This is a genomic window from Paenibacillus sp. F4, assembly GCF_002894905.1.
GTDB lineage: Bacteria > Bacillota > Bacilli > Paenibacillales > Paenibacillaceae > Paenibacillus > Paenibacillus polymyxa_B.
Genome location: NZ_POVS01000014.1, coordinates 69,545 through 92,721 on the forward strand (window position 1 = coordinate 69,545; position 23,177 = coordinate 92,721).

Sequence of the window (23,177 nt, forward strand, 5' to 3'; positions counted from 1 at the left end):
CATTATTTATTCTAATGATTTTTTTATTTGTATCCTGTCTTTTATTAGCTTAATTAAGGTCAATTACTGACTCCTTGCTCCAGAATACCCCTTGTTCTCTTTTCGATATTGATGCGGTGTCGCCTGATAAACCTTTTTAAATACCCTGGCAAAAGACTTCTCGTTCGGAAATCCATGTTCCAGCGCAATTTGTATGATGGAATGATCCGTATTCATAAGAACTCGAAAAGATCTCTCCAGACGGATGGCATTGATATATTGAAATAGGGTCATCCCTACATGCTTCACAAAAAAACGGGACAAATATTCGGGAGACAACCCAAAAACCTGAGCTATCGAATCCAAGGATAAACTTTGATCGTAATTCTTTTTGATATAATTGGTTATCAACGTCAGCCGCTCCAAATATTTATCGGAGTTAAAGCCACGGATAGATTCATTATCAATTTTAAAATGCATTAATAACAGATACACCAGTTTATAAGATAGCGATGTTAAATGGATATGTGCTAAAGAGTCATTATGCTGGTTGAGATAAGTCGCAAATAAGGTGTTTAATAAGTCACGCAGCTCCGCAAAATGCTGTAATTTCTGCTCGTTGGTTTCGAAAATGGAAATACAGTCAAATAAAATAGGATTACTGCCGTTAACATTTTCTCGAATAAATCCAGAAGGAATCAGGACGGTTATAGCCTCTCTTCCTTGTCCCTTAGCCACAGAGAAGGAATGAATAGCATTCGAATTAATGAGCACAATATCTCCTTCTTTGGAGCTATAACTGGCGCCATCAATATAGATATTATCGATTTTTCCTGAAAGCACATAGGATATTTCGATGCTATCGTGCCAATGCCTAGGTATGTACGCTGGTTCATTGGAGGAATGAACTATAATTTTTAACGGAAAATGATTGTCTGCCTGGACCAGCTCATATTTGTATTCCAAGTTTGTCGCTCCTCTCAGATGTGAACTCATAATAGAAGAAAATGGCTTCAGCAAAGTGCCGAAACCACTTGTATTTAACCTTCCTTTCTCTATAAACAAAAAAACCTAAGTATAACAAAATACATAAGATCCTTAGATCTTAACATTTTGTCCCTTAGGTTTTGCCTGCGTAACAGTAACAATCCTAGTGCTATTCATTTAATTAGCTAAGTATATAGCGGGTTGAAAATCATGTCAACGCTTTCATTCAAGGCGTAATAAACGAAAAGGTCTTATAGATCATGCGTAAATCTATATATAACACTGCAATTTGGATCATTAAAAAAGGCTGATTATGAGAGTGTCCATAATCAGCCTTTTGTTATATGTTATGTGGTCAAACAGGGCTTCTAATCATAGAAGCCCTTGATGCATAAGGGTTTTTCAAACCTATTACATCATGCCGCCCATCTTTGATTTACTCTCGCCGATAAACGTTTCCGAACTTAACTCTTATTTTATAACATGTTTTGTTCCCTATTCAGAAAATTTCATTTGCCTATATTCATACATATTCGCCGAGATTGTGATTTTTTATGTGATTTTTTGTGATTCAAATAACGAAATATTCACCACATATCGGTCTCATCAACAATTTACTTCTATTGTATATTGAGGCATAGGAAGTAGCAATGATATTTCTGGAATTTTAATACTCTAAAGTACCCTTCTCCGTCTCCTGCGTGCAATTTTCTAATTGCGATCCCCAGCCCTCCAGAGGACAATATCCCGTAGTGTAGAATTATCCACTCCCATAAAGTTAGGTATCCGCTCTAAAGCAAGCAACCTAACTTTTATGTCCTCTGTGCGCTTCCCCGTCTTTATCTCCAGCTCCTTAATAGCTCGCATCTTACGGCGGCCTGCTGAAAGCTTATAGACTGAACGGCGACGTTAAGCTAATGGGCAGGTTAGTTTAAAAACCTTCTTATATACTCTTTTTAAGGGTGGATCTTTTTCTGATGGGTTCGTTTCTCAGAAATACAAGTTTCTTTGACGTTCTTGTTTACAAGGTTTTCTCGATTACAATGGATAATTTGTAGTTAGCGTAGTTGTTTAACTCTAATAAAAATTGGTTTAACGCTTCATTACTTGGAAACCTACATTCAAGCAGATAGCATCCATCACCGCTTATTTTGTAATTATTTAGGATGTGATCCTCTTTAGAATGAATGAATGAAAGAAATGGTTGATGGTGTGTATCTTTAATATAGATATTTAGAAATGCATACGTAAAACATCCTAATTTTGCGTGATTAACTTTAATGCTGTATCCCTCTATAACTCCAGTATCCTCAAGTTTTTCTACCCGGGCTGCTGCTGCAGGTCCAGTTAGGTGCACTCTTTCCCCTAATTCTTTCATGGTAATTCGACTATTTTGACTCAGCTCTTCAATAATTCGTTTATCTGTTTGATCCAAATCAAACGCATCTCCTTTAAAAAATAAAGTAAAAAGACCAATACACTTTATTTAATCTGTGTATTTGAAGGTTACATCTAGTATAAACTTATCATTGTCAACAAACAAAATTAAAAAAACAGAAGGAGAATTATATATAAATATGCACATTCAACAAGTTCGAAATGCAACAATCATTGTTCACTATGCAGGTAAAAAGTTCCTAGTCGATCCAGTACTTGCGGACAAAGGTCTGTATGATCCTTTCCCGGCGGGGATCAGAGAGGATTTGAGAAATCCTATAATTGATTTGCCAATGTCCGTTTACGACATCATTAAGGATGTCGATGCTGTTATTCTAACTCATTTGCATCTAGATCACTACGATGATATAGCAAAAACAGTGCTTCCAAAAGGCACTAAAGTTTTTGTACAAAACGAAGAAGATGCTAAACAAGTTGAAAGTGACGGTTTTCAACAAGTAGAAGTACTTGCTGAAGATACGCTTTTTGAAGGTATTCAGTTAATTAAAACAAAAGGCGAGCACGGCAGAGGGAAAGATTTATTAAAAATGATGGGTCAGGTATGTGGTGTTGTCTTCAAACATGCCAACGAGAAGACGTTATACCTAGCCGGAGATACAGTATGGTATGAAGGTGTCGAAAAAGAAATCATTTCCCACACTCCTGAGATTATCGTGTTGAACGCTGGAAATAATAGTTGGCATGATTTGGGCTCACTTATAATGGGCAAAGAAGATGTTTACGAGGTGCATAAGGCGGCTCCTAACGCCAAAATTATCTCAGTCCATATGGAAGCAGTTAATCATTGGACATTATCTAGAAAAGAACTAAAAAGCTTTGGAGAAGAAAAGGGATTCACCTCTAATTTATTAGTTCCCGAAGACGGCGAATCGTACACTTTTTAATGTGCACTGCGAAAGGTAGGAATATGAGTCGCATTGGAGATTGTGTTGTTCAAATAATATGAGACCTTCATATGGGTCTCATTTTATTATGAATTTTTATAACAAAATTATTTATTCCTTTAATGCAGAATATTAGCTCACTTGCATATCAAGTATTTACCAAAATCTACAGACAGGAGAATATGCTGTGAACCAAACGAATCCTAAACTGTGGACGAAAAACTTTATTATTCTTTCGTCTGTCAATTTCATTATGACATTAATTTTCTTTTTATTAAACGCGACAATCACACTTTATGCAATTAATGAATTTGATGCATCAACCGGCCAAGCTGGTATCGTCGCAGGTATTTTTATTATCGGTTCATTATTAGGGCGTTTGTTTACAGGACGTCTTATACATTCCAAAAAAATCTTGATGACCAGCTTGTTTTTATTAATTTTAACAACATTACTTTATTTCGTTCATCTTAATGTTAACTTTCTCATATTAAATCGGCTTTTAAACGGTATCACAGTGGGTATTATATCTACAATTGTGAGTACGGTTGTTATATTTAGCCTTCCTGCATCACGAAAAGGTGAAGGGATAAGTTATTTTGCAATTAGTACGGCCTTGGCCACAGGAATCGGTCCATTTATTGGTTTAGTTTTGAGTCAAAACTCAAACTTTGAAATGATTTTTTCTTTAAGTCTATGGCTTGGAATTTTTAGCTTAGTAATCGCATTTTTTCTGAAGTTTCCCGCAACGTACAAGACTGAGAAGAACAATAAAAAGGGAATAAAAATTTCTGACTTTGTTGAGCCAAAAGTAATGCCGATAGCAATTATTATTTTTTTCATGACTTTTTGTTTTTCCGGCATAGTTTCATATTTAAATATTTATGCTTTGGAGTTAGGGTTAATAGACACAGCAAGTTTCTTCTTTATGGTATATACTGTTTTTGTCTTAATATCACGACCTTTTACAGGACGAATAATGGACAAAAAAGGAGCTAACATTATCATATATCCGGCTCTTATTATATATGGAGTAGGGATGCTTCTTTTAAGCTCAGTTAACAGTAGCTTTACATTGTTATTGGTAGGAGCATTAGTTGCTCTGGGATTTGGTAATATTTCTTCCATAACTCAAGCCATAGCCATCAATTTAGCTGAACCTCACCGAGTTGGCTTAGCAACTGCGACGTTCTTTATATTCTATGATCTAGGGAACGGATTTGGCCCATCTATTATCGGTTTGATAATTCCAGCTACAGGATATAGTGGTTTGTATGTAATACTCGGATTAATTGTATTAGCTACACTTTTTCTATATTACATGTTGTATGGAAAGAAAGAAGGTAAAATTCAAAATCAAGTGGTAAACTAAAGAGCACTTAAAGAGAGGATCCTGAGAATTTGAACTGTGACCTGTAAGAGATAGACATCTATATATTTTTTTCATATCAAAGCGATTGGCATAAGTACGAAATCTTCTTAAAAAATAGAGCGAGGAGAAATTTATGACTGTAGTATTAAAAAGAGTTAATAACGAGAATATTGATGAGATAAAAAAAATCTATGATGATTCGTTTCCTAAAGAAGAGATGGTCCCATATAATAAATTGGTAGAGATAAGCAATGATACCGACCATTTGTTTTATGGAATATATGATGATTACACGCTGGTAGGAATGAATTATCTAATCGTAAAAAACGATATGCTTTACATATTGTATTTGGCAATTAGTAAAGCATATCAAAATAAAGGGTACGGGAAAGCAGTTGTTAATGAGATAATAAATAAATACTCTAACTATCGGATTTGCCTGAATATTGAAGAAGTTAACCCTAAATTTCTTAATAATAATCAAAGAATTAAAAGGAAAAGTTTTTATCAACTCTTAGGTTTTGAGTCTCAGGATTACTTGTTTTCAAATTATGAAGGCGTAACTTTCGAAACGATGTCAATAAATGGGGATGTATCCTATAAAGAAATTCATGCGTTATTCGATTATTTTAAAAAGCTAAGATAGACTGAGAATAACACGGACGGGTAGCAAGAAAAATTATCAAAAGAACGGTATCTAACTGTAAATATGTTGATGGCGTGTGCATATTGGGGTAAAGCTAATATGCACACTTTACTATATTTTCTTGATGTCATGATGAAGAAAAAAGTCAGATCATTAAACTAACGGGAAACGTTAGTTCAATGAAACAGCGTCTAGGGCTTTATTTTCCCGTCTAGCCTACCGTTGTTTCTTTTATTGTAGTTATCAAAACTTTATTTTCATCGAACATTTAAAAAGTGGATTAAAAGCACCTTGAATGTCCGTCTGTAAACAATTTCTTTAATTAAAAAGCTCTGCCGACCAATTAAGGTTAGCAGAGCTTTTGCTTTAAAATCCTCCAATGGTAACGTTAGGCTGAATACTGTGGTGGTGGTTAAAGGCTTGGTCCGGCATAGTAACAATAAACAAAAAGCTAGCCGCGATGACTAAAAGTACCATTTTTTTGAACATTGTTTTCCCACACCCTTTCAATAAAATTGAAATACTCAGCTTTAGTTTCAGGAACTGCATGGGCTTGAAAACGAACAAACAACCCCATACAGTTTATAAAGTAAGTTTCATTATTTATTATATGTGACTTTACCATTGCATTCATCAAATATTTAAAGCCATCAATGTACTTCCCTCGGTGTAAATAATAAAAACCTAACTCGTAACCAAACCACGCGATATAATCCGGTATCACTTGTCGGGTATACATATCATCTGATGATGGTTGCTGTGAAAAAGTCGCAATTATCGTTTCAAACCGTTTGAGTATATCGTCTACATCTATGCTAAATTGGTTCGCTGCGATTATAACATTCAACAGTTTTGAGAGCTTTTCATTCTCGTTAGCGGCTGATGTTACAGCAATATATTCAACATATTCGTTCAGTAGATTTATTTCTCCTGACAACAATTTATATACGTAAGCATTACCTTCTGCCCACTGACTGAACAAGTTTACCCAGTGTTTTGTATCGTCGTCATCCTCTTTAACCCAGTCTAAATCCGCATAGGCGTATGTATATTGTAGAGCTTGCTGATAATCGCCACGGGCTTCACAAACACTTGCACACAACAGGTCAGCATAAGCAATGTATCCAAATAACGGTCCTCTTGTTTTCTTTTCTGGCGTTCCATCTTTGCGTTTCTCATTATGGACGAACGAATATTGGATTTCCGCTTTACCTCTCATCTGTCTTGCCATTTCGCCAATCTTGTCCCATTTACGTAAAGACCTGTATACGTTCGCCAAATCCTTCAGTGCGTCAAGCTGGTCAATTTCGTCCAAACGTTCAACATAAGGCTCAAAGAGAATAGCTGCCTTGAGATTTCGGCTTTGATCGTCTCCAATTTGAATCGTAAATATACGATATTGGCAGACTGCCAAGCGTTCAGAATGTTGATATTTCTCCGCTTCAGCTACCCCCTCATAGAGCAGCAATGCAGCTGAATGTCTTCCCTGCGACAACAATTCTTCTGCAATTTCAAATAGCTTCGGTGAATAGAGTAGATTGTCCATGATGGCTCCAACCACTCGACGGATCGCATCCAACTTGTCCAACTCTGCACAGCGAAACAAAAATGGCTCGATTCGCCTCATATTCGGGGGATGATCGATGATGTAATTTTCTATGAACAAGTCGTAAAAGTGACCTTCCGGTAAACCCATAGCCTCAGTGATTAGGTCAAGCTGGTTAACAGACATAGACTTATTCCCTGTCACAATAGCACTTACTATTCCCCTATTCATGCCTGCAAGTTGCCCAAATTGCGCTATGCTCAAACCCTCTTGTTGTAGGAATCTGTCTAATTCTGCTCGAATCGTAGGTGTATGCTCCATGCCATAGCCACCTTTCACACAGAAATTCCAAAAAAATATATATTATTGCAATCTATTGTTGTCCATAATTTAACAGTTGTCAATAACTTTTATTTTTTTGCAGTCATTGTCGATTCCTGTAAAATAAGCAGTTCCGAAGAATCATTTTACAAAATATTAATATGTTTATACAGACATTTCCTTTTTATGTGGTATAATGGCTAAGTATTCCATATATTATAGAAAAGGAAGTGCTTTCGAGTGTTAAGGTTGAAAAAAACAGCAGTTATCCTTACAGGTGTTTTAGCTCTTACGGCAGTAGCTCCGCTGGCTGCTTCAGCCGCACCAGTTACCGGGTTTGAAGTATCGAAGGATCATGGAGGTATAGTTATCCAAGAAACTGGTCAAGAGGTACATGAGGTTCTTGGTGGGACAAGTCCGACGATGGACTTAACTGTTGATAAAGGTTATGGACATGTAAAGATTAAAGTTCGGAATCAAGGAACATCAACTATCTCTTGGAGCTTGCAGGGTAACGGGAAAGAATATGTCTATAAAACTGTTGGCAAAGGAGGCTCATTAACGTGGAATAGTCTTAATTCATTCCCTAATGGGATGCCTTCAGGGAAATACGTAATTCAATTCAGAGCCGACGGAAACAAAGTTGATGGCGAGGCTTGGGCTACTACTGGTCAGTACCCATCAGACATTAACTAACCGTTATTACAAGCAGGGGAGCGTCTTGGAGTTAAATCCAAGGCGCTTTATGTATTTAATGTTGCCATACTCAGTGTCTAACAAAATCCCCCGACAATACGTTATCAGGTGTACATTCAACCGGCAGAATGATATTTTCATATGGTTTAAAAATCGGGGCTTTGAAAACAGATCCTACATCAAATGCTTTTGTGTCTAAGCCCCAGAAAACAGTCCAAGAGCTTGAACAGAATAACGAACTACCGAAATATTTAGAAAGGGATGAACTCGTCCATTTCTTGCAGGTCGCTCAAGAACACGGATTGGACAATGACTTTGAAACCTTTAATACATTGGCTTATACAGGTATGAGAGTCGGCGAGCTATGCGCGCTAAAGGAGCTAGACGTCAACTTTGGGGATGACAAGATCAGAATAACAAAAACACTATACAATCCAAATAATAATTATGCTCTTTACAAACTCAACACACCTAAAACTGTATCATCGGTTCGCGAAATAGATGTGGATCACGAAATTATTGTAGGATTTCAAAATCTCCTGACCATTCAACAAATAGAGAAATCAAAAAGACCAAAAACTTATCACGACCAAGGTTTCATATTCGCGATAATCGGTAAATTCGCTGGGTATCCTCAGGTTATAAAAATGGTTGAACTTCGGATGAAGCGACTACTAAAACTAGCTGGGCTTAATCCTGATCTCACCCCGCACTCACTTCGCCACACTCATACATCACTATTAGCCGAAGCTGAGGCTACTCTCGAACAAATCATGCAGCGGCTTGGACATGCAAACGACGAGATAACACGCAGAATATACCTGCATATAACTAAGCCAAAAAGAAAAGAGGCTGCTCAAAAGTTCAGCGAACTAATGAGAGCCTCAAAAAAATCTGATCAGAGTTAACAATTTGTTAACAAATCAATATAACAATCACCTAAACCCTTGTTACAGCAAGGGTTTTGAGGCCCTTATTACATCATGCCGCCCATTCCACCCATGCCGCCCATGTCAGGCATTGCAGCCTTTTCTGGTTCTGGCTTGTCAGCGATAACAGCTTCGGTAGTCAGGAACATTGCTGCTACGGAAGCAGCGTTTTGCAATGCATAACGAGTTACTTTCGCAGGGTCCACGATACCAGCTTCGATCATGTTTACCCAGTCGCCAGTAGCTGCGTTAAAGCCTACGCCAACTTCTTCGCGTTTCAGACGCTCAACGATTACAGAGCCTTCTTCACCTGCGTTAGCAGCAATGGTGCGGATTGGAGCTTCCAGAGCGCGCAACACGATGTTCACGCCTGTTTGCTCGTCGCCTTGCAGTTCAACAGCTGCAACTGCTTTGTATACGTTCAGGAGCGCTACACCACCACCGGATACGATACCTTCTTCAACCGCAGCACGGGTTGCGTTCAGGGCATCTTCGATGCGCAGTTTGCGTTCTTTCAATTCTGTTTCAGTTGCCGCACCGACTTTGATGACTGCTACGCCGCCGGACAATTTAGCCAGACGCTCTTGCAGTTTCTCTTTGTCGAACTCGGAAGTGGTTTCTTCCAGTTGCGTACGGATTTGGCTAACACGAGCGTCGATGTCGGCTTTGTTTCCAGCACCGTCAACCACAATCGTATTTTCTTTTGTGATACGCACTTGACGTGCTGTACCCAGTTGGTCTACGGAAGCTGTTTTCAGGTCCAGACCCAGTTCTTCTGTAATCACTTGACCGCCTGTCAGGGCAGCGATATCTTGCAGCATTGCTTTACGACGGTCACCAAAGCCTGGAGCTTTAACAGCTACAGCGTTGAATGTACCACGCAGTTTGTTAACAACGAGCATAGCCAGTGCTTCGCCTTCGATGTCTTCAGCGATCAGAACGAGTGGCTTGCCTTGTTGTACGATTTTTTCAAGCAATGGCAGGATTTCTTGTGTGTTTGTGATTTTTTTGTCTGTGATCAGGATATACGGATTGTCCAGTACAGCTTCCATTTTGTCCGTATCTGTAATCATGTACGGGGAAATGTAGCCACGGTCAAATTGCATACCTTCAACCACTTCCAGCTCTGTTGCAAAACCGCGGGATTCTTCAACAGTGATTACACCGTCTTTGCCCACTTTTTCCATAGCTTCAGCGATCAGTTCGCCTACTTCGTCATCAGCAGCGGAAATACCGGCTACTTGAGCAATGGATTGTTTGCTTTCGATTGGTTTGGAGATGGCTTGCAGTTCAGCAACAGCCGCTTTAACCGCTTTGTCGATCCCTTTACGGATACCGATTGGGCTTGCGCCAGCAGTTACGTTTTTCAGGCCTTCTGTGATGAGGGCTTGAGCCAAAACAGTAGCAGTAGTCGTACCATCACCAGCTACATCGTTCGTTTTGGTTGCTACTTCTTTAACCAGTTGAGCGCCCATGTTTTCGAACGCATCTTCCAGCTCGATTTCTTTTGCAATCGTTACACCGTCATTGGTGATGAGCGGGCTACCGAATTTTTTCTCCAGTACAACGTTACGGCCTTTCGGTCCGAGTGTTACTTTAACAGCATTAGCCAATGCGTCAACCCCGCGCAACATAGAGCGACGAGCGTCTTCACTGAATTTAATATCTTTAGCCATTTGTGATAAACCTCCCTATGGATTATGAATGATTTGTTTCAATTCCTATATTCAGGTCTTGTCCGGGTTCCGGTTAACCGATGATCGCGTGGATATCGCTTTCTTTCATAATCAAATATTCTTTACCTTCATATTTGATTTCCGTTCCAGCGTATTTAGAGAAAATGACACGGTCGCCTTCTTTTACTTCCAGAGGAATACGGGCACCGTCTTTCAATGCGCCTGCGCCAACCGCGATAATTTTGCCTTCTTGCGGCTTTTCCTTGGCAGAGTCAGGAAGTACGATCCCGAAGGAAGTCGTTGTCTCTTGCTCAATTGCTTCCACCAATACGCGTTCACCCAAAGGTTTGATCATGAAAAAATAGCCTCCTTATTAAGTGTTTTATCCTGTAATTTGGTTGTTATGTTGTATGTATTAGCACTCGACAGTCGTCAGTGCTAACAACCAACTTTATGATACTCAACTTGGGATTGAATTTCAAGTCCCTAATGTATTTTTTATGGGAATTTTTATGGACAGCCCTTCCCGATTATATCCATCTATCTGAAAAATAACCGTTAACTCAAGGCTAATGGTTATTTTTAAGGCGCTAAGCTGCTGCTGTTATGCTCTATAAATAGTCATGATATACAAATGCCATTCATCATCTGCAAGTGACATGTAGCGCGGACCCGAATAAATTGTTACTGAGCCATTCAGGTCCTGCCTTATTATTCTGAAGCTACACGCAATTGGGCCTCACGTTCCTCCTGTGCACGCAGCTGCCTGCGGTACACGACCGAAGACAAATACACGCTCACTTCATATAGCACCAGCAACGGAATCGCCACCAAAAAATCGGAAATAAAGTCCGGCGGGGTAATGACAACCGCAACGAACACAAGCAGAAAATAAGAAATCTTCCGCCATTTGCGAAGCCGCATCGGTGTTAAAACATGTATCCCCGTCAGAAACATGATAAGCAGGGGGAGCTCAAACAGCAGCGCTACAGGTAGTACAATATTAAACATAAAGGTGAAATATTGTGCGATCCCGTACGTTTCCTGTAATCCCATACTTTTGGTGACGGACGATGTAAACTGAATCGCCATTGGGAAAATAATGAAATAGGCAAAAGCTGTCCCAATGATGAACAAAAGCAGCACATAAGGCACATACCGCAAAGTCGCACTCCGTTCTTGCGGTCTTAAGCCCGGGCTGACAAACTTCCACAGTTGGTAGCAGGCAAACGGTAGCGCCACCGCAATCCCGATGATCATGGCGATCTTCATGTAGATACCAATCCCGTCCCAAAAGGAAAACGCGTTTAACTGAAAAGCTTGCGCCGAACCGGAGCGAATAAGCCAGTCATAGACAGAACCCGCCGCGAACAGACCACCAGCCAGTGCCAATACAAATACAATTAGCACATAGATAATTCTGCGGCGAAGCTCTCCCAGATGTTCCATTAGCGGCATTTCATGCTCTGATGGGGTCAAGTCCACTCCTCCTTTCTGAACGGAACGCAGCAGCGCCTCCTAAAAAATAAAGCCCTTCACTGAAGAAGAGGCTTTTGTTTATTGTACAAGATCAAGAATCGATCACTAAATCTATGACAAGCGTTTATCCTCAGGCTGAGGTTGAACTTCTGAAGACGTCGTTTGTGATGCTTTGACCACACTATCTTTGCTGTCTTTACGCTCAGTCCGTTCATCTTCTGATAAAATATCGCGTGCCCCGTTTTTAAACTCACGGAATGTACGCCCTACAGCTCGACCCAGCTCAGGCAGCTTGTTCGGACCAAATAACAGCAGCGCCAGAATGATCAACAAAATATAACCCGGTGCTCCAATATTGGGCATGTGTAGTAATCCTCCTTATGTTGACGGACAAAATAAGAATCTTTGTCCGTATACGGCCTTATAAATTCTTATAGGTATCATACCACACACGATGTGCTGCCTTCTACCGGAACTGGCCTGTCACCATAAGCAGCGCTTCTGGAAGTTGGTCCATTATCGCTGCCAAATTTTCATGCACACCTTTGGGCGTTCCTGGTAAATTGACGATCAGTGTACGTCCGCGTATTCCTACGATTCCACGGAATAGCATAGCCGCTGGATTTTTCTGCATCACGATCATTCTCATGGCTTCCGCCATGCCTGGCACTTCCCGTTCCACAACCCGCCTAGTCGCCTCCGGTGTCACATCACGGATCGCCAGCTCGGTTCCACCCGTAGTTAGTACCAGGTCTGCATGAAAATAATCGGTCATTTCGATTAAAGCTGCAATAATTTCATCCGGTTCATCGGGAACGATCCGGTATTCCACAATCTCTCCGCCCAGTTCTTCTTCGATGAGTTCCCGGATGACCTGTGCGCTTGTATCCTCACGCTCTCCCCTTGCCCCTTTATCACTGGCTGTTAGGATCGCCGTTTTCCACACCATAAGATCACCCTTCTCCTATCATGAAAGAATACTTTCTCTTCTGAAAATCAGAAACAGCCACGCTGCATCCTCCATCACATCACAGTACCCTCTCGGCGACAATGTTGTCTATGTCAAGGTTCCCGGTGGTCCACCCTTTGAAAATCCCCATGCTTGCCACCTGTTTTGGATTGCAGCATGGTAGGGCCGATGATCATATCTTTTTGCAGCGCCTTGCACATATCATACACGGTTAACGCTGCGGCTGAAGCCGCTGTCAAAGCTTCCATTTCTACACCTGTCTTACCTTCGGTCTTCACTTCAACTTCAATATGAAGCACATCATGTCCATTATCGGAAAAAGTAATGTTCACGCCTGTCAGGGCCAGTGGATGACACATCGGTATCCAGTCTGACGTTTTTTTCGCGCCTTGAATCCCTGCGACCTGGGCCACAGCAAGAACATCACCCTTGCCGATTCTTCCTTCTTTTACAGCCGTCAATGTAGCCGGATTCATCGTAATCTGAGTCACGGCAACTGCTGTACGAATCGTAGACGTTTTACCCGAAATATCTACCATCCGAGCCCGTCCCTGTTCGTTAAAATGAGTAAAGGAATCCACGACTCCCTCACAGCTCCTTTCACATACCCAACTTTACTTCATTCATCATTTGTCAATATTCACAATCTAAGCGTCCATCCAGAGTAAACAGCACGTCCACTCGCAAATCCCTTGGCTCCATGGGCACCTGTGTCAGCAATTGTCCCGGCAACAGCAGCGAGACATAAAGCGGACCTACGTGGCTGTTGTTACGCTTCTCTGCCTCTACCTGTACGGTAAAGCGGTCATAATAGCCTCCGCCGTAGCCGATCCTACCCCCTCGACGATCAAAGGCCAAGCCGGGCACAACAACCCAGTCAATTCCAATCCACATTTCAGGCGACCATTCCTTGCATGTCAAAGCAGGCTCAGGGATGTTCCAGATGCCGGGTACAATATCTCCGTACTGATCCATCTCCCTCAGCTCCATAGTCCGAGTTACCGGGTCCACTCTTGGGGCTAGGACACGATCTCCCTGTGACCAGCAATGCTCAATGAGGGGAGTCGTCGAAATCTCGCTGCCAAAAGAGAGATAACTAAATAAGGTTAGCTTATCTCCGTTTCTGTCTATTCTAAGCTGCTCCCATGCCTCGATTGCATGCCGACAGGCCACAGCCGATGCCTTCTGCCTTGTCAGCGGGTCCATGGAGTCACGCGCTTCCCGTTGCTGCAAACGCAGCGCGTTCTTCACATTACAGACATCCATCACATCCGCCCTCCCGCACAATCGTCGATAATCTTTAAAACGTTACTATTGTCCCATTTGTCAGTAAGTGCTGTACGTTGCAAGTTTTTTTCATTCTTTTTCACTTCTCGTTTAAGTTTATCATTGTTTATACAAATTGACTACACGCGGCTCAAGGGTTTACGGGGTGAAAGCAGTGCAATAGTGGGTAATTTCATGTAAACTGGAAGGAAGGTACCTGCGAAGAAAGCAGGGAGAACTGTGCAAAATGTAATGGAGGAACGATACGCTATGCTATTGCAAGTAACCGGAATTACTAAATCCTATGGAATTGAGCCCGTTCTGGACGGGATTAACCTTCAAATATTGGAACGTGAACGTATTGGACTCGTAGGTGTGAACGGTGCAGGCAAATCGACCCTGCTCAAAATTATTGCTGGTGAAATATCCTATGACAGTGGACAAATTTTCAAGGCGAAGGAGACCAGCATCGGTTATCTGGCGCAAAACAGCGGCTTGAATTCTGACCGTTCTATCTGGGGGGAAATGATGCTGGTGTTCACTCCCCTGATTGAAGCGGAACGGGAACTGCGGCAAATGGAACAGGACATCGCTGACCTGGCCAATGCTCAAAACGAAAAACGCTACGCAGATCTGCTGGAACGCTATGCACGTCGCTCAGACTGGTTCAAGGATCACGGTGGTTATGAAATGGAGACCCGTATTCGCAGCGTGCTGCACGGTATGGGCTTTGGTTCATTTGCACCTGAGACGCCTGTAGCTACTCTGAGCGGAGGACAGAAAACTCGGCTTGCGCTAGCGCGCATCCTACTGCTCGCCCCAGATGTCCTTATGCTCGATGAGCCTACCAACTATCTGGATATTCAAACACTGACCTGGTTGGAGGACTATTTACGCGGCTACTCCGGTTCTCTGCTGGTTGTATCACATGACCGTTATTTTCTGGACCGACTGGTAACGACGATTATTGAAATTGAACGCCATCGTTCTACTCGATATACAGGCAACTACAGCCGCTACATGGAGCTGAAGGCTGCCGAGTACGAAACGAATCTGAAGCATTACGAAAAGCAGCAAGGAGAAATTGCCCGTTTAGAAGCATTCGTACAACGTAATATAGTGCGGGCTTCCACGACCAAACGCGCTCAAAGTCGGCGCAAGCAGCTAGATAAAATGGAGCGTATGGATCGGCCCATGGGAGACTTGAAAAAGGCTCATTTTTCCTTTGAAACAGCCCATATGTCAGGTAAGGAAGTACTGGAGGTACGTGACCTCTCTGTGGGGTATGAAGGTAAAAAGCCTTTATTCCAGCATGCATCGTTCGATTTAAAACGTGGAGATACCGTGGCACTGATTGGTCCGAACGGGATCGGAAAATCGACGTTGCTCAAATGTCTGACCGGATCACTTAAACCTGCTGCTGGCTCCATCCACTGGGGCACGAAAATCAAAATCGGCCTGTATGACCAGGAGCAGACGAACCTGAACCCCGCCAATACCGTACTGGAGGAGTTGTGGAGCGAGTACCCTCATATGGAAGAAGCACGTATTCGTACAGTGCTGGGTAATTTCCTGTTTAGCGGTGACGATGTACTTAAGAAGGTAGCTGCATTAAGCGGAGGGGAAAAAGCCCGTGTATCTCTGGCCAAGCTCATGCTGCGCGAAGCCAACGTATTAATTCTAGATGAGCCTACCAACCATCTGGATCTGTTTAGCAAGGAAGTGCTGGAAGCTGCTTTGATGGACTATGACGGTACGCTGTTGTTCATTTCCCATGACCGTTATTTCCTGAACAAAATGGCGGAACGTGTCATTGAGCTTCATCCTGGAGGGATAGAACATTTCCTGGGGAATTATGATGACTATGTAGCCAAAAAACAGGAGTTGGAGGAAATAGCGCAGGAAGCTCTGGAGGCAAGTCAGGCCACACGCGGCAAACCATCGACTGCCTCTGCATCCGTGACAGACGAGACCACGCCCAAATCACGCGCGGCCACCTATGCGGCAGACAAACAAGCCAAAAGCGAGGAACGCAGCCGTCAACGCAAGCTGGAGGCATTGGAAAACCAGATCAAAACGCTGGAAGAACAAATTTTAGGGCTGGAGGAACAAATGACCCTGCCTGAGATTTATCAGGATTACACAGCGCTTCAGAATATTCAGGCACAACTCGACACCCATAAACAGGAATTGACTGAAACCTATACCTCTTGGGAAGAGCTGTTAGAAGAATAAAAACTACTGCATAAAATCTTAGCCTTAAAAATTTCACATTTTCCTCTTCTATATTTTTGTACACAAGATTATCCACAGCTTATGTGTATGAATGAGATTGAAAAATGGCCTTTTGGGCCATTTTTTTTATTGATAAAAAGCCATTTTCAAATGAAAACCAAATTTATCCACCCTTTTATCCACATTATCCACAGATTTCACAAGAACTAAAGGTGTTACATATCCCCCAACTTGCTATCTCCAAAAAGTCTTAGCCTGCTTGCTTCGGACTCGGTTATCCACATTTGAAGCGGTATATGTGGATAACTTTGTTCACAACTTGACAAATCACATCATTATTCGGGCAATATCAAAATTCCAGATTTTTTTGATGGATCATGAAAAATCGTGAACAATTGTGACGAATAATGCGAGTGAATGAGATGCTGCCATCCATTTACTCAAACTCCTGTATTTTATCCTCTTGCATTTATATTTTTATGATAGTTATGGAGCGGAACAAAAAAGACACGACTCAACTGTGCCGTGTCTTGCTCATTCTTCTTTAATTAAGTTTGGACAGACCATTCTTCCAGAGACAGCCCTGGATCAGCCTTCATATCCAATGAGGTAAATTCCCCGCGCTTCCATTTGGCGTAGGCCGCAGCGCCGATCATCGCTGCATTATCTGTGCAATATTTCATCGAGGGTACAAGCAACTCGATTCCTTCGCGCTCACAGCGCTCCCGCAATGCTGTACGCAGTCCGCGATTAGCAGCCACACCGCCACAAAGCAGGAGCTGCTTCGCACCATATTCACGCATGGCACGAATCGCCTTTTCCACCAGCACCTCGACGACCGACTCTTGAAAGCCTCTTGCGATCGCTCCGACATGAATGGTTTCTCCGCGCATTTTCGTCTGGTTAATTACATTCAGCACCGCAGATTTCAAACCGCTAAAGCTAAAATCATAAGAATCCGGCTCCAGCCATGCACGCGGCAAAGTAACCACTTCCTCCGATTCATGAGCTACACGATCCACATGCGGGCCACCGGGATACGGAAACCCAATCGCTCTCGCTACTTTGTCGTAGGCTTCTCCAACCGCATCATCCCTTGTACGACCAATGAGTTGAAAATGACCTTCGGACTCCATCAGCACCAGCTCTGTATGTCCTCCTGACACAACGAGAGCAATGCACGGATATACGATATCATGCTCCAGCTGATTGGCATAAATATGTCCCGCGATATGATGCGTCCCAATTAACGGCTTGCCGAACGCCAAAGCAGCGCTCTTAGCGGCGACAATACCAACCAGCAATGCACCAACCAGTCCTGGTCCTTGTGTCACGGCAACCGCCGAAATCTCGCGAGGGGTAATTCCCGATGTTTGCATGGCCTCGTCCAACATGTAGGTGATGCTCTCCACATGTTTGCGTGAAGCCACCTCTGGCACAACACCACCAAAGGCTTTGTGTGTTTCAATCTGACTGGAAATCAGATTCGAGAGCACCTCTGTGCCATTTTTCACGACGGAAACAGCCGTCTCATCACAACTCGTTTCCACTGCCAGTATATAGCAAGGCTCGCCGGAGGCGGAGCCTGTACCTGCTTTTTCCTCTTGCGTCATTGCTTCTGCACGCTTCCTTCCTGTTCACCGGATGCCCCATGCGCGGGAAGATCCGCCCACATGATCACAGCATCCTCGTTATTATCCGAATAATAGCCTTTGCGCACACCTGCGGGCTTAAAGCCTTTTTTCTCATACAAGCCCTGAGCGATCCGGTTCGTTACCCGCACCTCCAGCGTCATACGTTCCATCCCTAAATAAGAGGCGGTCTGCATCAGCTCATCCAACAGCTTGTCTCCAAGCTTGCGTCCGCGATAAGCCTCACGAATCGCAATATTCGTAATATGGGCCTCATCCATAATCGTCCACATGCCTGCGTAACCAATGGCTCGTCCGTCTAGTTCCATAATCATATATTTAGCAAAATGATTCATCGTCAGCTCATTGCGGAATGCTTCCTCCGTCCACGGCAGCGTGAACGCTTCATGCTCAATCTCCAGCACATCGGGAATATCATCCAGTTGCATCAAGCGAAACTCAAGTTTCTCTTCCCGCTGTATGTTCTTTGCCATGTTGTTCACCGCTCTCTTCAGCGCTGACGAAGCAGATTGGCTTCCGCCTCCGCCAGCTGGGTATAATTAGGAACCAGCGTATGTAGCTCGTCATGTTCCTGACGAAGCAGCTTATCCGCCCCAAGGCGGCCAACCCATCTTCCCTCCAGCTCATAAGGTACGATACGAAGCTCGCTCCATGCACGCAGGCGCTCGGCTGTTTCGGCGTGAACCGCCGTTTCACCGACTAGCCAAATGACCGCAGGACGCTCTTCAGAGGGTAAAGCCTCCAGCCGCTGCAGCAGATCTTCGGTCCAAGCAGTCATCAAGCGGATTGCATCTGGCTCCAGCCGTTGCGGACTCTCGACGTCGTCAACTATATTCACAGCGAACAGCCCCGTGTAAACCTGACCACGGCGCGCATCCAGCACAGGCACAATCCAGTCTGCTGCCTGCGCTCCGGATGAACCGTTATTCACAGACTCATTTTTATCTTCTTGTCCCTTCATCTCGATGCCGCGATTCCACCCACCCCACGCCAAAGCATGCAAAGTGGATATGGACGTCACCGGGATACCCCAGGCCCAAGCGAGTGTTTTGGCTGCGGTCACCGCAATCCGGATACCGGTATAAGACCCCGGTCCAACACCAACTGCAATACCATCTACATCATCTCGTGTCAGCCCTTCTTCATTCAGCAGTCGTTCCAGCTCGGTAATCACATGCACGGAGTGATTACGTTCGCCATAGACGTTGCTTTCTCCCAGCAATTCTCTTCCGTTCATCAGAGCGGCCGCCATCACGGTCGTCGCTGTATCTAACGTCAAAAACCGCTCACGCGGCTTTACATTCACATCTGTATGCTGTCTTTGCATGGTTCAAACTCCATTCTCCCGCAAACTGCGGCACCATTGTTCATAAGGCTCGCCGTACCCGGTCAGGTGAATCAAGCGCTCCCCCAAATCTGTTGTTTCTATATACATGTGAAGCCGCTGCTCCGGTAATATATCCGGTATAATACTACCCCATTCCACCAGACATACTCCTGTCCCGTAAAAATATTCGTCCAACCCGAGATCCTCCGCCTCGTCCTGGGAAATCCGATACACATCCATATGATACAAAGGCAATCGGCCCTCGTACTCCTTAATGAGGGTAAAGGTTGGACTATTTACGATACCCGGCACACCTAAATGGCTGGCAAAAGCCTTGGAAAAAGCAGTTTTGCCCGCTCCCAGATCTCCATCCAGCACAATCACCGTTCCGGGAACCGCCTTGGCTGCCAAAAAACCTGCCAATGACCCGGTCTGTGCCTCTGAGACAGAACGGAACGTAAACTGCTCCTGCGAAATTGTCATATATTTTAATCACCTTTCGTCCGAATCGGACCGTTCCAACTTGTTCTTTATTATATAGTTCACCTTATGTCGCCGCAAGGCATGAAGACATGCTATTGTAAGTTAGATGATACACACAGGGAGGGATTGAAACGATGGGACAAACTGTTTTACTCATGATTGATGTTCAGCAGGCTATGTTCATGTATGATGAGAAGCTGTATCGTGAGCAGGAAGTTATAGTGCATTTGCAGCAGCTTTTGGACAAAGCCAGAGCTACAGGTACACCGGTGATTTTTGTACAGCATACCGATGAAGCGGATGAGGATTTCCGAGAAAACAGTGTAGGCTGGGCCATCGCCGACGTGGTGCGCCCTCTTCCTCATGAACGAATTGTCCGTAAATCATCCTGGGACAGCTTCTACCAAACCGAATTGGGCCATGTGCTGAAGGAACTGGGGGCCGATCAACTCGTAATCGCGGGGATGCAGACCGAGTTTTGCCTCGACACGACTTGCCGAAGCGCCTATAGTCTGGGATACCAGAACAACGTGCTCGTATTGGATGCACATAGTACATTTGATAGCAAGGTGCTGAGCAGTGAACAAATTGTAGCTCATCATAATGGGATGCTTGGCAATCGTTTTGTGCGTTTACTCGCGACGGAAGATGTACATTTTTCGTGAGTTGTTGAAGTTTTATGTTCCAAGCCGATTGCTTCAAGCAAGTCGGCTTCTTTTTTTGTTCATGCGAAAAAACCGCACTTTCGAGTGACACCTTTAACAAGAAGCAAGCTGGCACAATATGACGAAGATCATGAATATTGAAAGGCAAAGCCGTCTTCAGAAAATTCTGGAGGCTTTTTTTATTTTCCAGCGATGAGTTAGATGATATTTGCGAGGAAAACTTTTTCACGTATGGATTGGAACTTTCATTTTTAACAGAAAATCCAATTTATGATCATGATTTTCAGAAAAATTAAGTAATTAACAGAAAACATTAGAATGGCCTAATTATTGTGGCCTATATGGCTCTATAAACATCTGTACATAGATATGTGTAAATATTTGGACATTGAGCAAAATCTGCATTAGAACTATGATGAAAATGGTTTTAATTTCCAATGAGAGAAGGCGATCGAACCGTCACACTCACTGTCTTAGGCACCATGATATGCCCGCATGCAAATGTATCTTGCAGTCGCTGCGTCTCGTAGGTTAAGAGCGGAAATTACGAATTGAAGTGCAATCATGGATGTATTGTGTCTTGAACACAGCGAAAGGAATGTGAGTTTTTAATGAAAAAAGTAGCTTTAGTAAGCCCGTTGAGAACAGCGGTCGGCTCTTTTAACAAAACCCTTGCGCCTCTAAGCGCTTCCGAACTAGGAGCAACTGTGATGACAGCATGCCTTCAGCAAAGTAAATTAGAGCCTTCTTTGATCGATCAGATTTATTTGGGAAATGTTCTTCAGGCGGGCAATGGACAAAATCCTGCCAGACAGGCGGCACTAAAAGCCGGTATCCCTATTGATGTACCCGAAACAACGATAAACACGGTTTGCGGTTCAGGACTTCATGCCGTTGCTTTAGCCTACAATTCAATATTGGCTGAACAAGGCAACATCGTCTTGGCCGGAGGCATGGAGAGCATGTCGAATGCCCCTTACCTGCTAAGGAATGCAAGAAACGGCTACAAACTTGGCAACGGTGAGTTGGTAGACTCCCTAGTGGCCGACGGCCTTACGTGCCCGATCAACCATTACCATATGGGAATTACCGCAGAAAATGTTGCCGAGAAATATGGAATTTCAAGACTTGAACAGGACGAATTTGCCTATCAAAGCCAGCTAAAAGCCGTAGAAGCAAAAAACAAGAAAGTTTTTGAAGAGCAAATTGTTCCGGTCATGATCAAAACCAAAAAAGAAACTATTTCTTTCACAGAGGACGAACACATAAGAGGAAATACAACGCAAGAAAAACTTTCTCAATTAAAACCTGCGTTTAAGGAGAACGGGACGGTTACCGCCGGAAATGCTTCAGGAATCAATGATGGCGCGGCGGCCGTGCTTGTAGTGTCGGAAGACAAATGCAAGGAACATGCATTAAAGCCATTGGCATATATCAAGGGTTATTCACTTGTTGGCGTTGACCCTGCATATATGGGAATGGGGCCAGTGAAAGCCATTTCGACACTTCTTAAGCAGCAAGGTATATCCATCGATGCCATTGATCTTTTTGAAATTAATGAAGCGTTTGCCTCACAAGCATTAGCGGTAGTGAAAGAGCTAGGGGTCAGTCCGGAGAAGGTGAATGTCAATGGCGGCGCAATCGCAATCGGGCATCCTGTAGGTGCCAGCGGTGCTAGGATATTGACTACGTTGGTTCACGAAATGGTGCGAAGATCTTCACGCTACGGCATCGCCTCGTTATGCATCGGAACAGGAATGGGAATAGCCATGCTGGTTGAAAATGCGCTCATTTAAAGTGCGTGTTCAGGATGACTTTTAGAACTATCTCTTAAAAGGAAGGGAGATCGCTATGAATCAAAAAGATGTACTTTCACTCCAATCTATGCCTGCGGCTAGCGGCAGCTACGGGCGCCCACCATACCGCTTCATCAACCGGGAATTTTTTATCATTACCTATGAGACCGATCCCGCTGCGATTAGACAGGCGGTCCCAGAACCTCTTGAGCCGGATGGAAGCAATACGGTTTCCTATGAATGGATCAAGATGCCCGATTCTTCCGGTTTAGGATGCTATGAGGAAAGTGGTATTGTCATTCCGTGTACTTTTCATGGAGAACCCTGTAATTTTGTTGCCCAAATGTATTTGGATAACGCGCCTGCTATTCTGGGGGGACGTGAAGTCTGGGGATTTCCGAAAAAATGGGCAAAGCCTCGCCTGAGCGTGGAGGAAACGGAGACGCTAACGGGTACATTGCATTATAATCACGTCCTGGTGGCCACGGGAACTATGCCTTTCAAATATAACATTCTTGATGAAAAAGAAACGGCTAAAGCCATCGCAAAAACGCAAGTTAATTTGAAATTAATTCCTGATGTTGACGGTACCCCCAAAATCGCTCAGTTAGTAGCGTATAATCTCGAGAACATTACTGTAAAAGGTGCCTGGTCAGGGCCTGCTAGGTTAAGCCTGATCCCCCATGTCAATGCTCCTGTGGCAGATTTGCCGGTTAAAGCTTATATTGGCGGAAAACATTTTATTGCTGATTTAACGCTTCCATATGGAAGAGTCCTCTACGATTATCTCCAATAAAGTTTGCCTTCCTA

At 43.4% G+C, this 23,177-nt stretch carries 23 protein-coding genes; 9 read left to right on the plus strand and 14 right to left on the minus strand.

Annotated elements, in window-relative coordinates; all coding sequences use genetic code 11:
* Positions 1–63: 63 nt before the first annotated feature.
* Positions 64–945 (minus strand): AraC family transcriptional regulator, encoded by an 882-nt coding sequence (locus C1T21_RS15545; protein WP_103048879.1) that lies wholly within the window; start codon positions 943–945, stop codon positions 64–66.
* 1,042 nt (positions 946–1,987) lie between these two features.
* The gene (locus C1T21_RS15550) at positions 1,988–2,401 is read right to left on the minus strand and encodes an Lrp/AsnC family transcriptional regulator (protein ID WP_081112447.1); all 414 of its coding nucleotides are present in this window, start codon (positions 2,399–2,401) and stop codon (positions 1,988–1,990) included.
* 142 nt (positions 2,402–2,543) lie between these two features.
* Here C1T21_RS15550 and C1T21_RS15555 point away from each other — a divergent pair, with 142 nt between their 5' ends.
* The 3 genes from C1T21_RS15555 (at position 2,544) to C1T21_RS15565 (ending at position 5,326) form a co-directional block, all read left to right on the plus strand.
* Positions 2,544–3,308, plus strand: coding sequence for an MBL fold metallo-hydrolase (locus tag C1T21_RS15555; RefSeq protein ID WP_103048880.1), 765 nt, complete (start codon positions 2,544–2,546; stop codon positions 3,306–3,308).
* 187 nt (positions 3,309–3,495) lie between these two features.
* A complete protein-coding gene (locus tag C1T21_RS15560; protein ID WP_103048881.1) occupies positions 3,496–4,680 on the plus strand; it encodes an MFS transporter in 1,185 nt (394 codons plus the stop codon).
* A 133-nt stretch (positions 4,681–4,813) separates the two neighbouring features.
* Complete coding sequence (locus tag C1T21_RS15565; protein ID WP_103048882.1) at positions 4,814–5,326, plus strand: GNAT family N-acetyltransferase; 513 nt, start codon at positions 4,814–4,816, stop codon at positions 5,324–5,326.
* 451 nt (positions 5,327–5,777) lie between these two features.
* On the opposite strand, the gene C1T21_RS15570 is transcribed toward C1T21_RS15565, so the two are convergent.
* Positions 5,778–7,193: a helix-turn-helix transcriptional regulator gene (locus C1T21_RS15570; protein ID WP_103048883.1), complete on the minus strand. Its 1,416-nt coding sequence runs from the start codon at positions 7,191–7,193 to the stop codon at positions 5,778–5,780.
* A 240-nt stretch (positions 7,194–7,433) separates the two neighbouring features.
* Here C1T21_RS15570 and C1T21_RS15575 point away from each other — a divergent pair, with 240 nt between their 5' ends.
* Positions 7,434–7,889 (plus strand): hypothetical protein, encoded by a 456-nt coding sequence (locus tag C1T21_RS15575; protein ID WP_103048884.1) that lies wholly within the window; start codon positions 7,434–7,436, stop codon positions 7,887–7,889.
* Positions 7,890–8,050: 161 nt separating this feature from the next.
* Positions 8,051–8,797 (plus strand): site-specific integrase, encoded by a 747-nt coding sequence (locus C1T21_RS15580; RefSeq protein WP_258012479.1) that lies wholly within the window; start codon positions 8,051–8,053, stop codon positions 8,795–8,797.
* Between the two features lie 68 nt (positions 8,798–8,865).
* Here C1T21_RS15580 and groL read toward each other — a convergent pair whose 3' ends face one another.
* From groL to C1T21_RS15615, 7 genes are all read right to left on the minus strand, one after another.
* Positions 8,866–10,494: a chaperonin GroEL gene (gene groL / locus C1T21_RS15585; RefSeq protein WP_013369880.1), complete on the minus strand. Its 1,629-nt coding sequence runs from the start codon at positions 10,492–10,494 to the stop codon at positions 8,866–8,868.
* Positions 10,495–10,567: 73 nt separating this feature from the next.
* On the minus strand, positions 10,568–10,849 hold the full coding sequence (gene groES / locus C1T21_RS15590; protein WP_007429271.1) for a co-chaperone GroES: 282 nt from the start codon (positions 10,847–10,849) through the stop codon (positions 10,568–10,570).
* Positions 10,850–11,205: 356 nt separating this feature from the next.
* Positions 11,206–11,973 carry a twin-arginine translocase subunit TatC gene (gene tatC / locus C1T21_RS15595; RefSeq protein WP_103048885.1) on the minus strand — a complete coding sequence of 256 codons (768 nt, stop codon included), beginning with the start codon at positions 11,971–11,973 and terminating at the stop codon, positions 11,206–11,208.
* A gap of 111 nt (positions 11,974–12,084) precedes the next feature.
* The gene (locus tag C1T21_RS15600) at positions 12,085–12,336 is read right to left on the minus strand and encodes a twin-arginine translocase TatA/TatE family subunit (protein WP_013309213.1); all 252 of its coding nucleotides are present in this window, start codon (positions 12,334–12,336) and stop codon (positions 12,085–12,087) included.
* 103 nt (positions 12,337–12,439) lie between these two features.
* The gene (locus tag C1T21_RS15605; protein ID WP_013309212.1) at positions 12,440–12,922 is read right to left on the minus strand and encodes a MogA/MoaB family molybdenum cofactor biosynthesis protein; all 483 of its coding nucleotides are present in this window, start codon (positions 12,920–12,922) and stop codon (positions 12,440–12,442) included.
* A 113-nt stretch (positions 12,923–13,035) separates the two neighbouring features.
* On the minus strand, positions 13,036–13,524 hold the full coding sequence (gene moaC, locus C1T21_RS15610) for a cyclic pyranopterin monophosphate synthase MoaC (protein WP_103048886.1): 489 nt from the start codon (positions 13,522–13,524) through the stop codon (positions 13,036–13,038).
* Positions 13,525–13,576: 52 nt separating this feature from the next.
* On the minus strand, positions 13,577–14,209 hold the full coding sequence (locus C1T21_RS15615; RefSeq protein ID WP_103048887.1) for a 5-formyltetrahydrofolate cyclo-ligase: 633 nt from the start codon (positions 14,207–14,209) through the stop codon (positions 13,577–13,579).
* Positions 14,210–14,479: 270 nt separating this feature from the next.
* Between C1T21_RS15615 and C1T21_RS15620 the strand changes: the two genes are divergently transcribed.
* Complete coding sequence (locus tag C1T21_RS15620) at positions 14,480–16,444, plus strand: ABC-F family ATP-binding cassette domain-containing protein (RefSeq protein ID WP_103048888.1); 1,965 nt, start codon at positions 14,480–14,482, stop codon at positions 16,442–16,444.
* Between the two features lie 548 nt (positions 16,445–16,992).
* Here C1T21_RS15620 and tsaD read toward each other — a convergent pair.
* Genes tsaD through tsaE form a run of 4 tightly spaced genes read right to left on the minus strand, consistent with a single transcriptional unit; the run spans position 16,993 to position 19,906 of the window.
* Entirely contained in the window at positions 16,993–18,057 is a 1,065-nt protein-coding gene (gene tsaD / locus C1T21_RS15625) for a tRNA (adenosine(37)-N6)-threonylcarbamoyltransferase complex transferase subunit TsaD (RefSeq protein ID WP_013309208.1), read from the minus strand.
* The gene (gene rimI, locus C1T21_RS15630) at positions 18,054–18,569 is read right to left on the minus strand and encodes a ribosomal protein S18-alanine N-acetyltransferase (protein WP_039269584.1); all 516 of its coding nucleotides are present in this window, start codon (positions 18,567–18,569) and stop codon (positions 18,054–18,056) included. Before rimI ends, tsaD begins: the two co-directional genes overlap by 4 nt.
* Before the next feature lie 17 nt (positions 18,570–18,586).
* Entirely contained in the window at positions 18,587–19,423 is an 837-nt protein-coding gene (tsaB, locus tag C1T21_RS15635; protein WP_103048889.1) for a tRNA (adenosine(37)-N6)-threonylcarbamoyltransferase complex dimerization subunit type 1 TsaB, read from the minus strand.
* 3 nt (positions 19,424–19,426) lie between these two features.
* Positions 19,427–19,906: a tRNA (adenosine(37)-N6)-threonylcarbamoyltransferase complex ATPase subunit type 1 TsaE gene (gene tsaE / locus C1T21_RS15640; protein WP_103048890.1), complete on the minus strand. Its 480-nt coding sequence runs from the start codon at positions 19,904–19,906 to the stop codon at positions 19,427–19,429.
* Positions 19,907–20,040: 134 nt separating this feature from the next.
* Between tsaE and C1T21_RS15645 the strand changes: the two genes are divergently transcribed.
* The 3 genes from C1T21_RS15645 to C1T21_RS15655 all read left to right on the plus strand — a co-directional run bounded on the left by C1T21_RS15645 (position 20,041) and on the right by C1T21_RS15655 (position 23,163).
* A complete protein-coding gene (locus C1T21_RS15645; RefSeq protein WP_103048891.1) occupies positions 20,041–20,571 on the plus strand; it encodes a cysteine hydrolase family protein in 531 nt (176 codons plus the stop codon).
* Positions 20,572–21,182: 611 nt separating this feature from the next.
* Complete coding sequence (locus C1T21_RS15650) at positions 21,183–22,367, plus strand: acetyl-CoA C-acetyltransferase (RefSeq protein WP_103048892.1); 1,185 nt, start codon at positions 21,183–21,185, stop codon at positions 22,365–22,367.
* A 55-nt stretch (positions 22,368–22,422) separates the two neighbouring features.
* The gene (locus C1T21_RS15655; RefSeq protein WP_061829615.1) at positions 22,423–23,163 is read left to right on the plus strand and encodes an acetoacetate decarboxylase; all 741 of its coding nucleotides are present in this window, start codon (positions 22,423–22,425) and stop codon (positions 23,161–23,163) included.
* Positions 23,164–23,177 lie beyond the last annotated feature (14 nt).

What these genes read in the sequence shown, in the direction of transcription:
- C1T21_RS15555 (WP_103048880.1), top strand. Translation starts at nt 2,544, where the DNA reads ATGCACATTCAACAAGTTCGAAATGCAACAATCATTGTTCACTATGCA.
- C1T21_RS15565 (WP_103048882.1), top strand. Translation starts at nt 4,814, where the DNA reads ATGACTGTAGTATTAAAAAGAGTTAATAACGAGAATATTGATGAGATA.
- C1T21_RS15570 (WP_103048883.1), bottom strand. Translation starts at nt 7,193, where the DNA reads ATGGAGCATACACCTACGATTCGAGCAGAATTAGACAGATTCCTACAA.
- groL (WP_013369880.1), bottom strand. Translation starts at nt 10,494, where the DNA reads ATGGCTAAAGATATTAAATTCAGTGAAGACGCTCGTCGCTCTATGTTG.
- groES (WP_007429271.1), bottom strand. Translation starts at nt 10,849, where the DNA reads ATGATCAAACCTTTGGGTGAACGCGTATTGGTGGAAGCAATTGAGCAA.
- C1T21_RS15600 (WP_013309213.1), bottom strand. Translation starts at nt 12,336, where the DNA reads ATGCCCAATATTGGAGCACCGGGTTATATTTTGTTGATCATTCTGGCG.
- C1T21_RS15605 (WP_013309212.1), bottom strand. Translation starts at nt 12,922, where the DNA reads ATGGTGTGGAAAACGGCGATCCTAACAGCCAGTGATAAAGGGGCAAGG.
- C1T21_RS15615 (WP_103048887.1), bottom strand. Translation starts at nt 14,209, where the DNA reads ATGGATGTCTGTAATGTGAAGAACGCGCTGCGTTTGCAGCAACGGGAA.
- C1T21_RS15620 (WP_103048888.1), top strand. Translation starts at nt 14,480, where the DNA reads ATGCTATTGCAAGTAACCGGAATTACTAAATCCTATGGAATTGAGCCC.
- tsaD (WP_013309208.1), bottom strand. Translation starts at nt 18,057, where the DNA reads ATGACGCAAGAGGAAAAAGCAGGTACAGGCTCCGCCTCCGGCGAGCCT.
- rimI (WP_039269584.1), bottom strand. Translation starts at nt 18,569, where the DNA reads ATGGCAAAGAACATACAGCGGGAAGAGAAACTTGAGTTTCGCTTGATG.
- tsaB (WP_103048889.1), bottom strand. Translation starts at nt 19,423, where the DNA reads ATGCAAAGACAGCATACAGATGTGAATGTAAAGCCGCGTGAGCGGTTT.
- tsaE (WP_103048890.1), bottom strand. Translation starts at nt 19,906, where the DNA reads ATGACAATTTCGCAGGAGCAGTTTACGTTCCGTTCTGTCTCAGAGGCA.
- C1T21_RS15645 (WP_103048891.1), top strand. Translation starts at nt 20,041, where the DNA reads ATGGGACAAACTGTTTTACTCATGATTGATGTTCAGCAGGCTATGTTC.
- C1T21_RS15650 (WP_103048892.1), top strand. Translation starts at nt 21,183, where the DNA reads ATGAAAAAAGTAGCTTTAGTAAGCCCGTTGAGAACAGCGGTCGGCTCT.
- C1T21_RS15655 (WP_061829615.1), top strand. Translation starts at nt 22,423, where the DNA reads ATGAATCAAAAAGATGTACTTTCACTCCAATCTATGCCTGCGGCTAGC.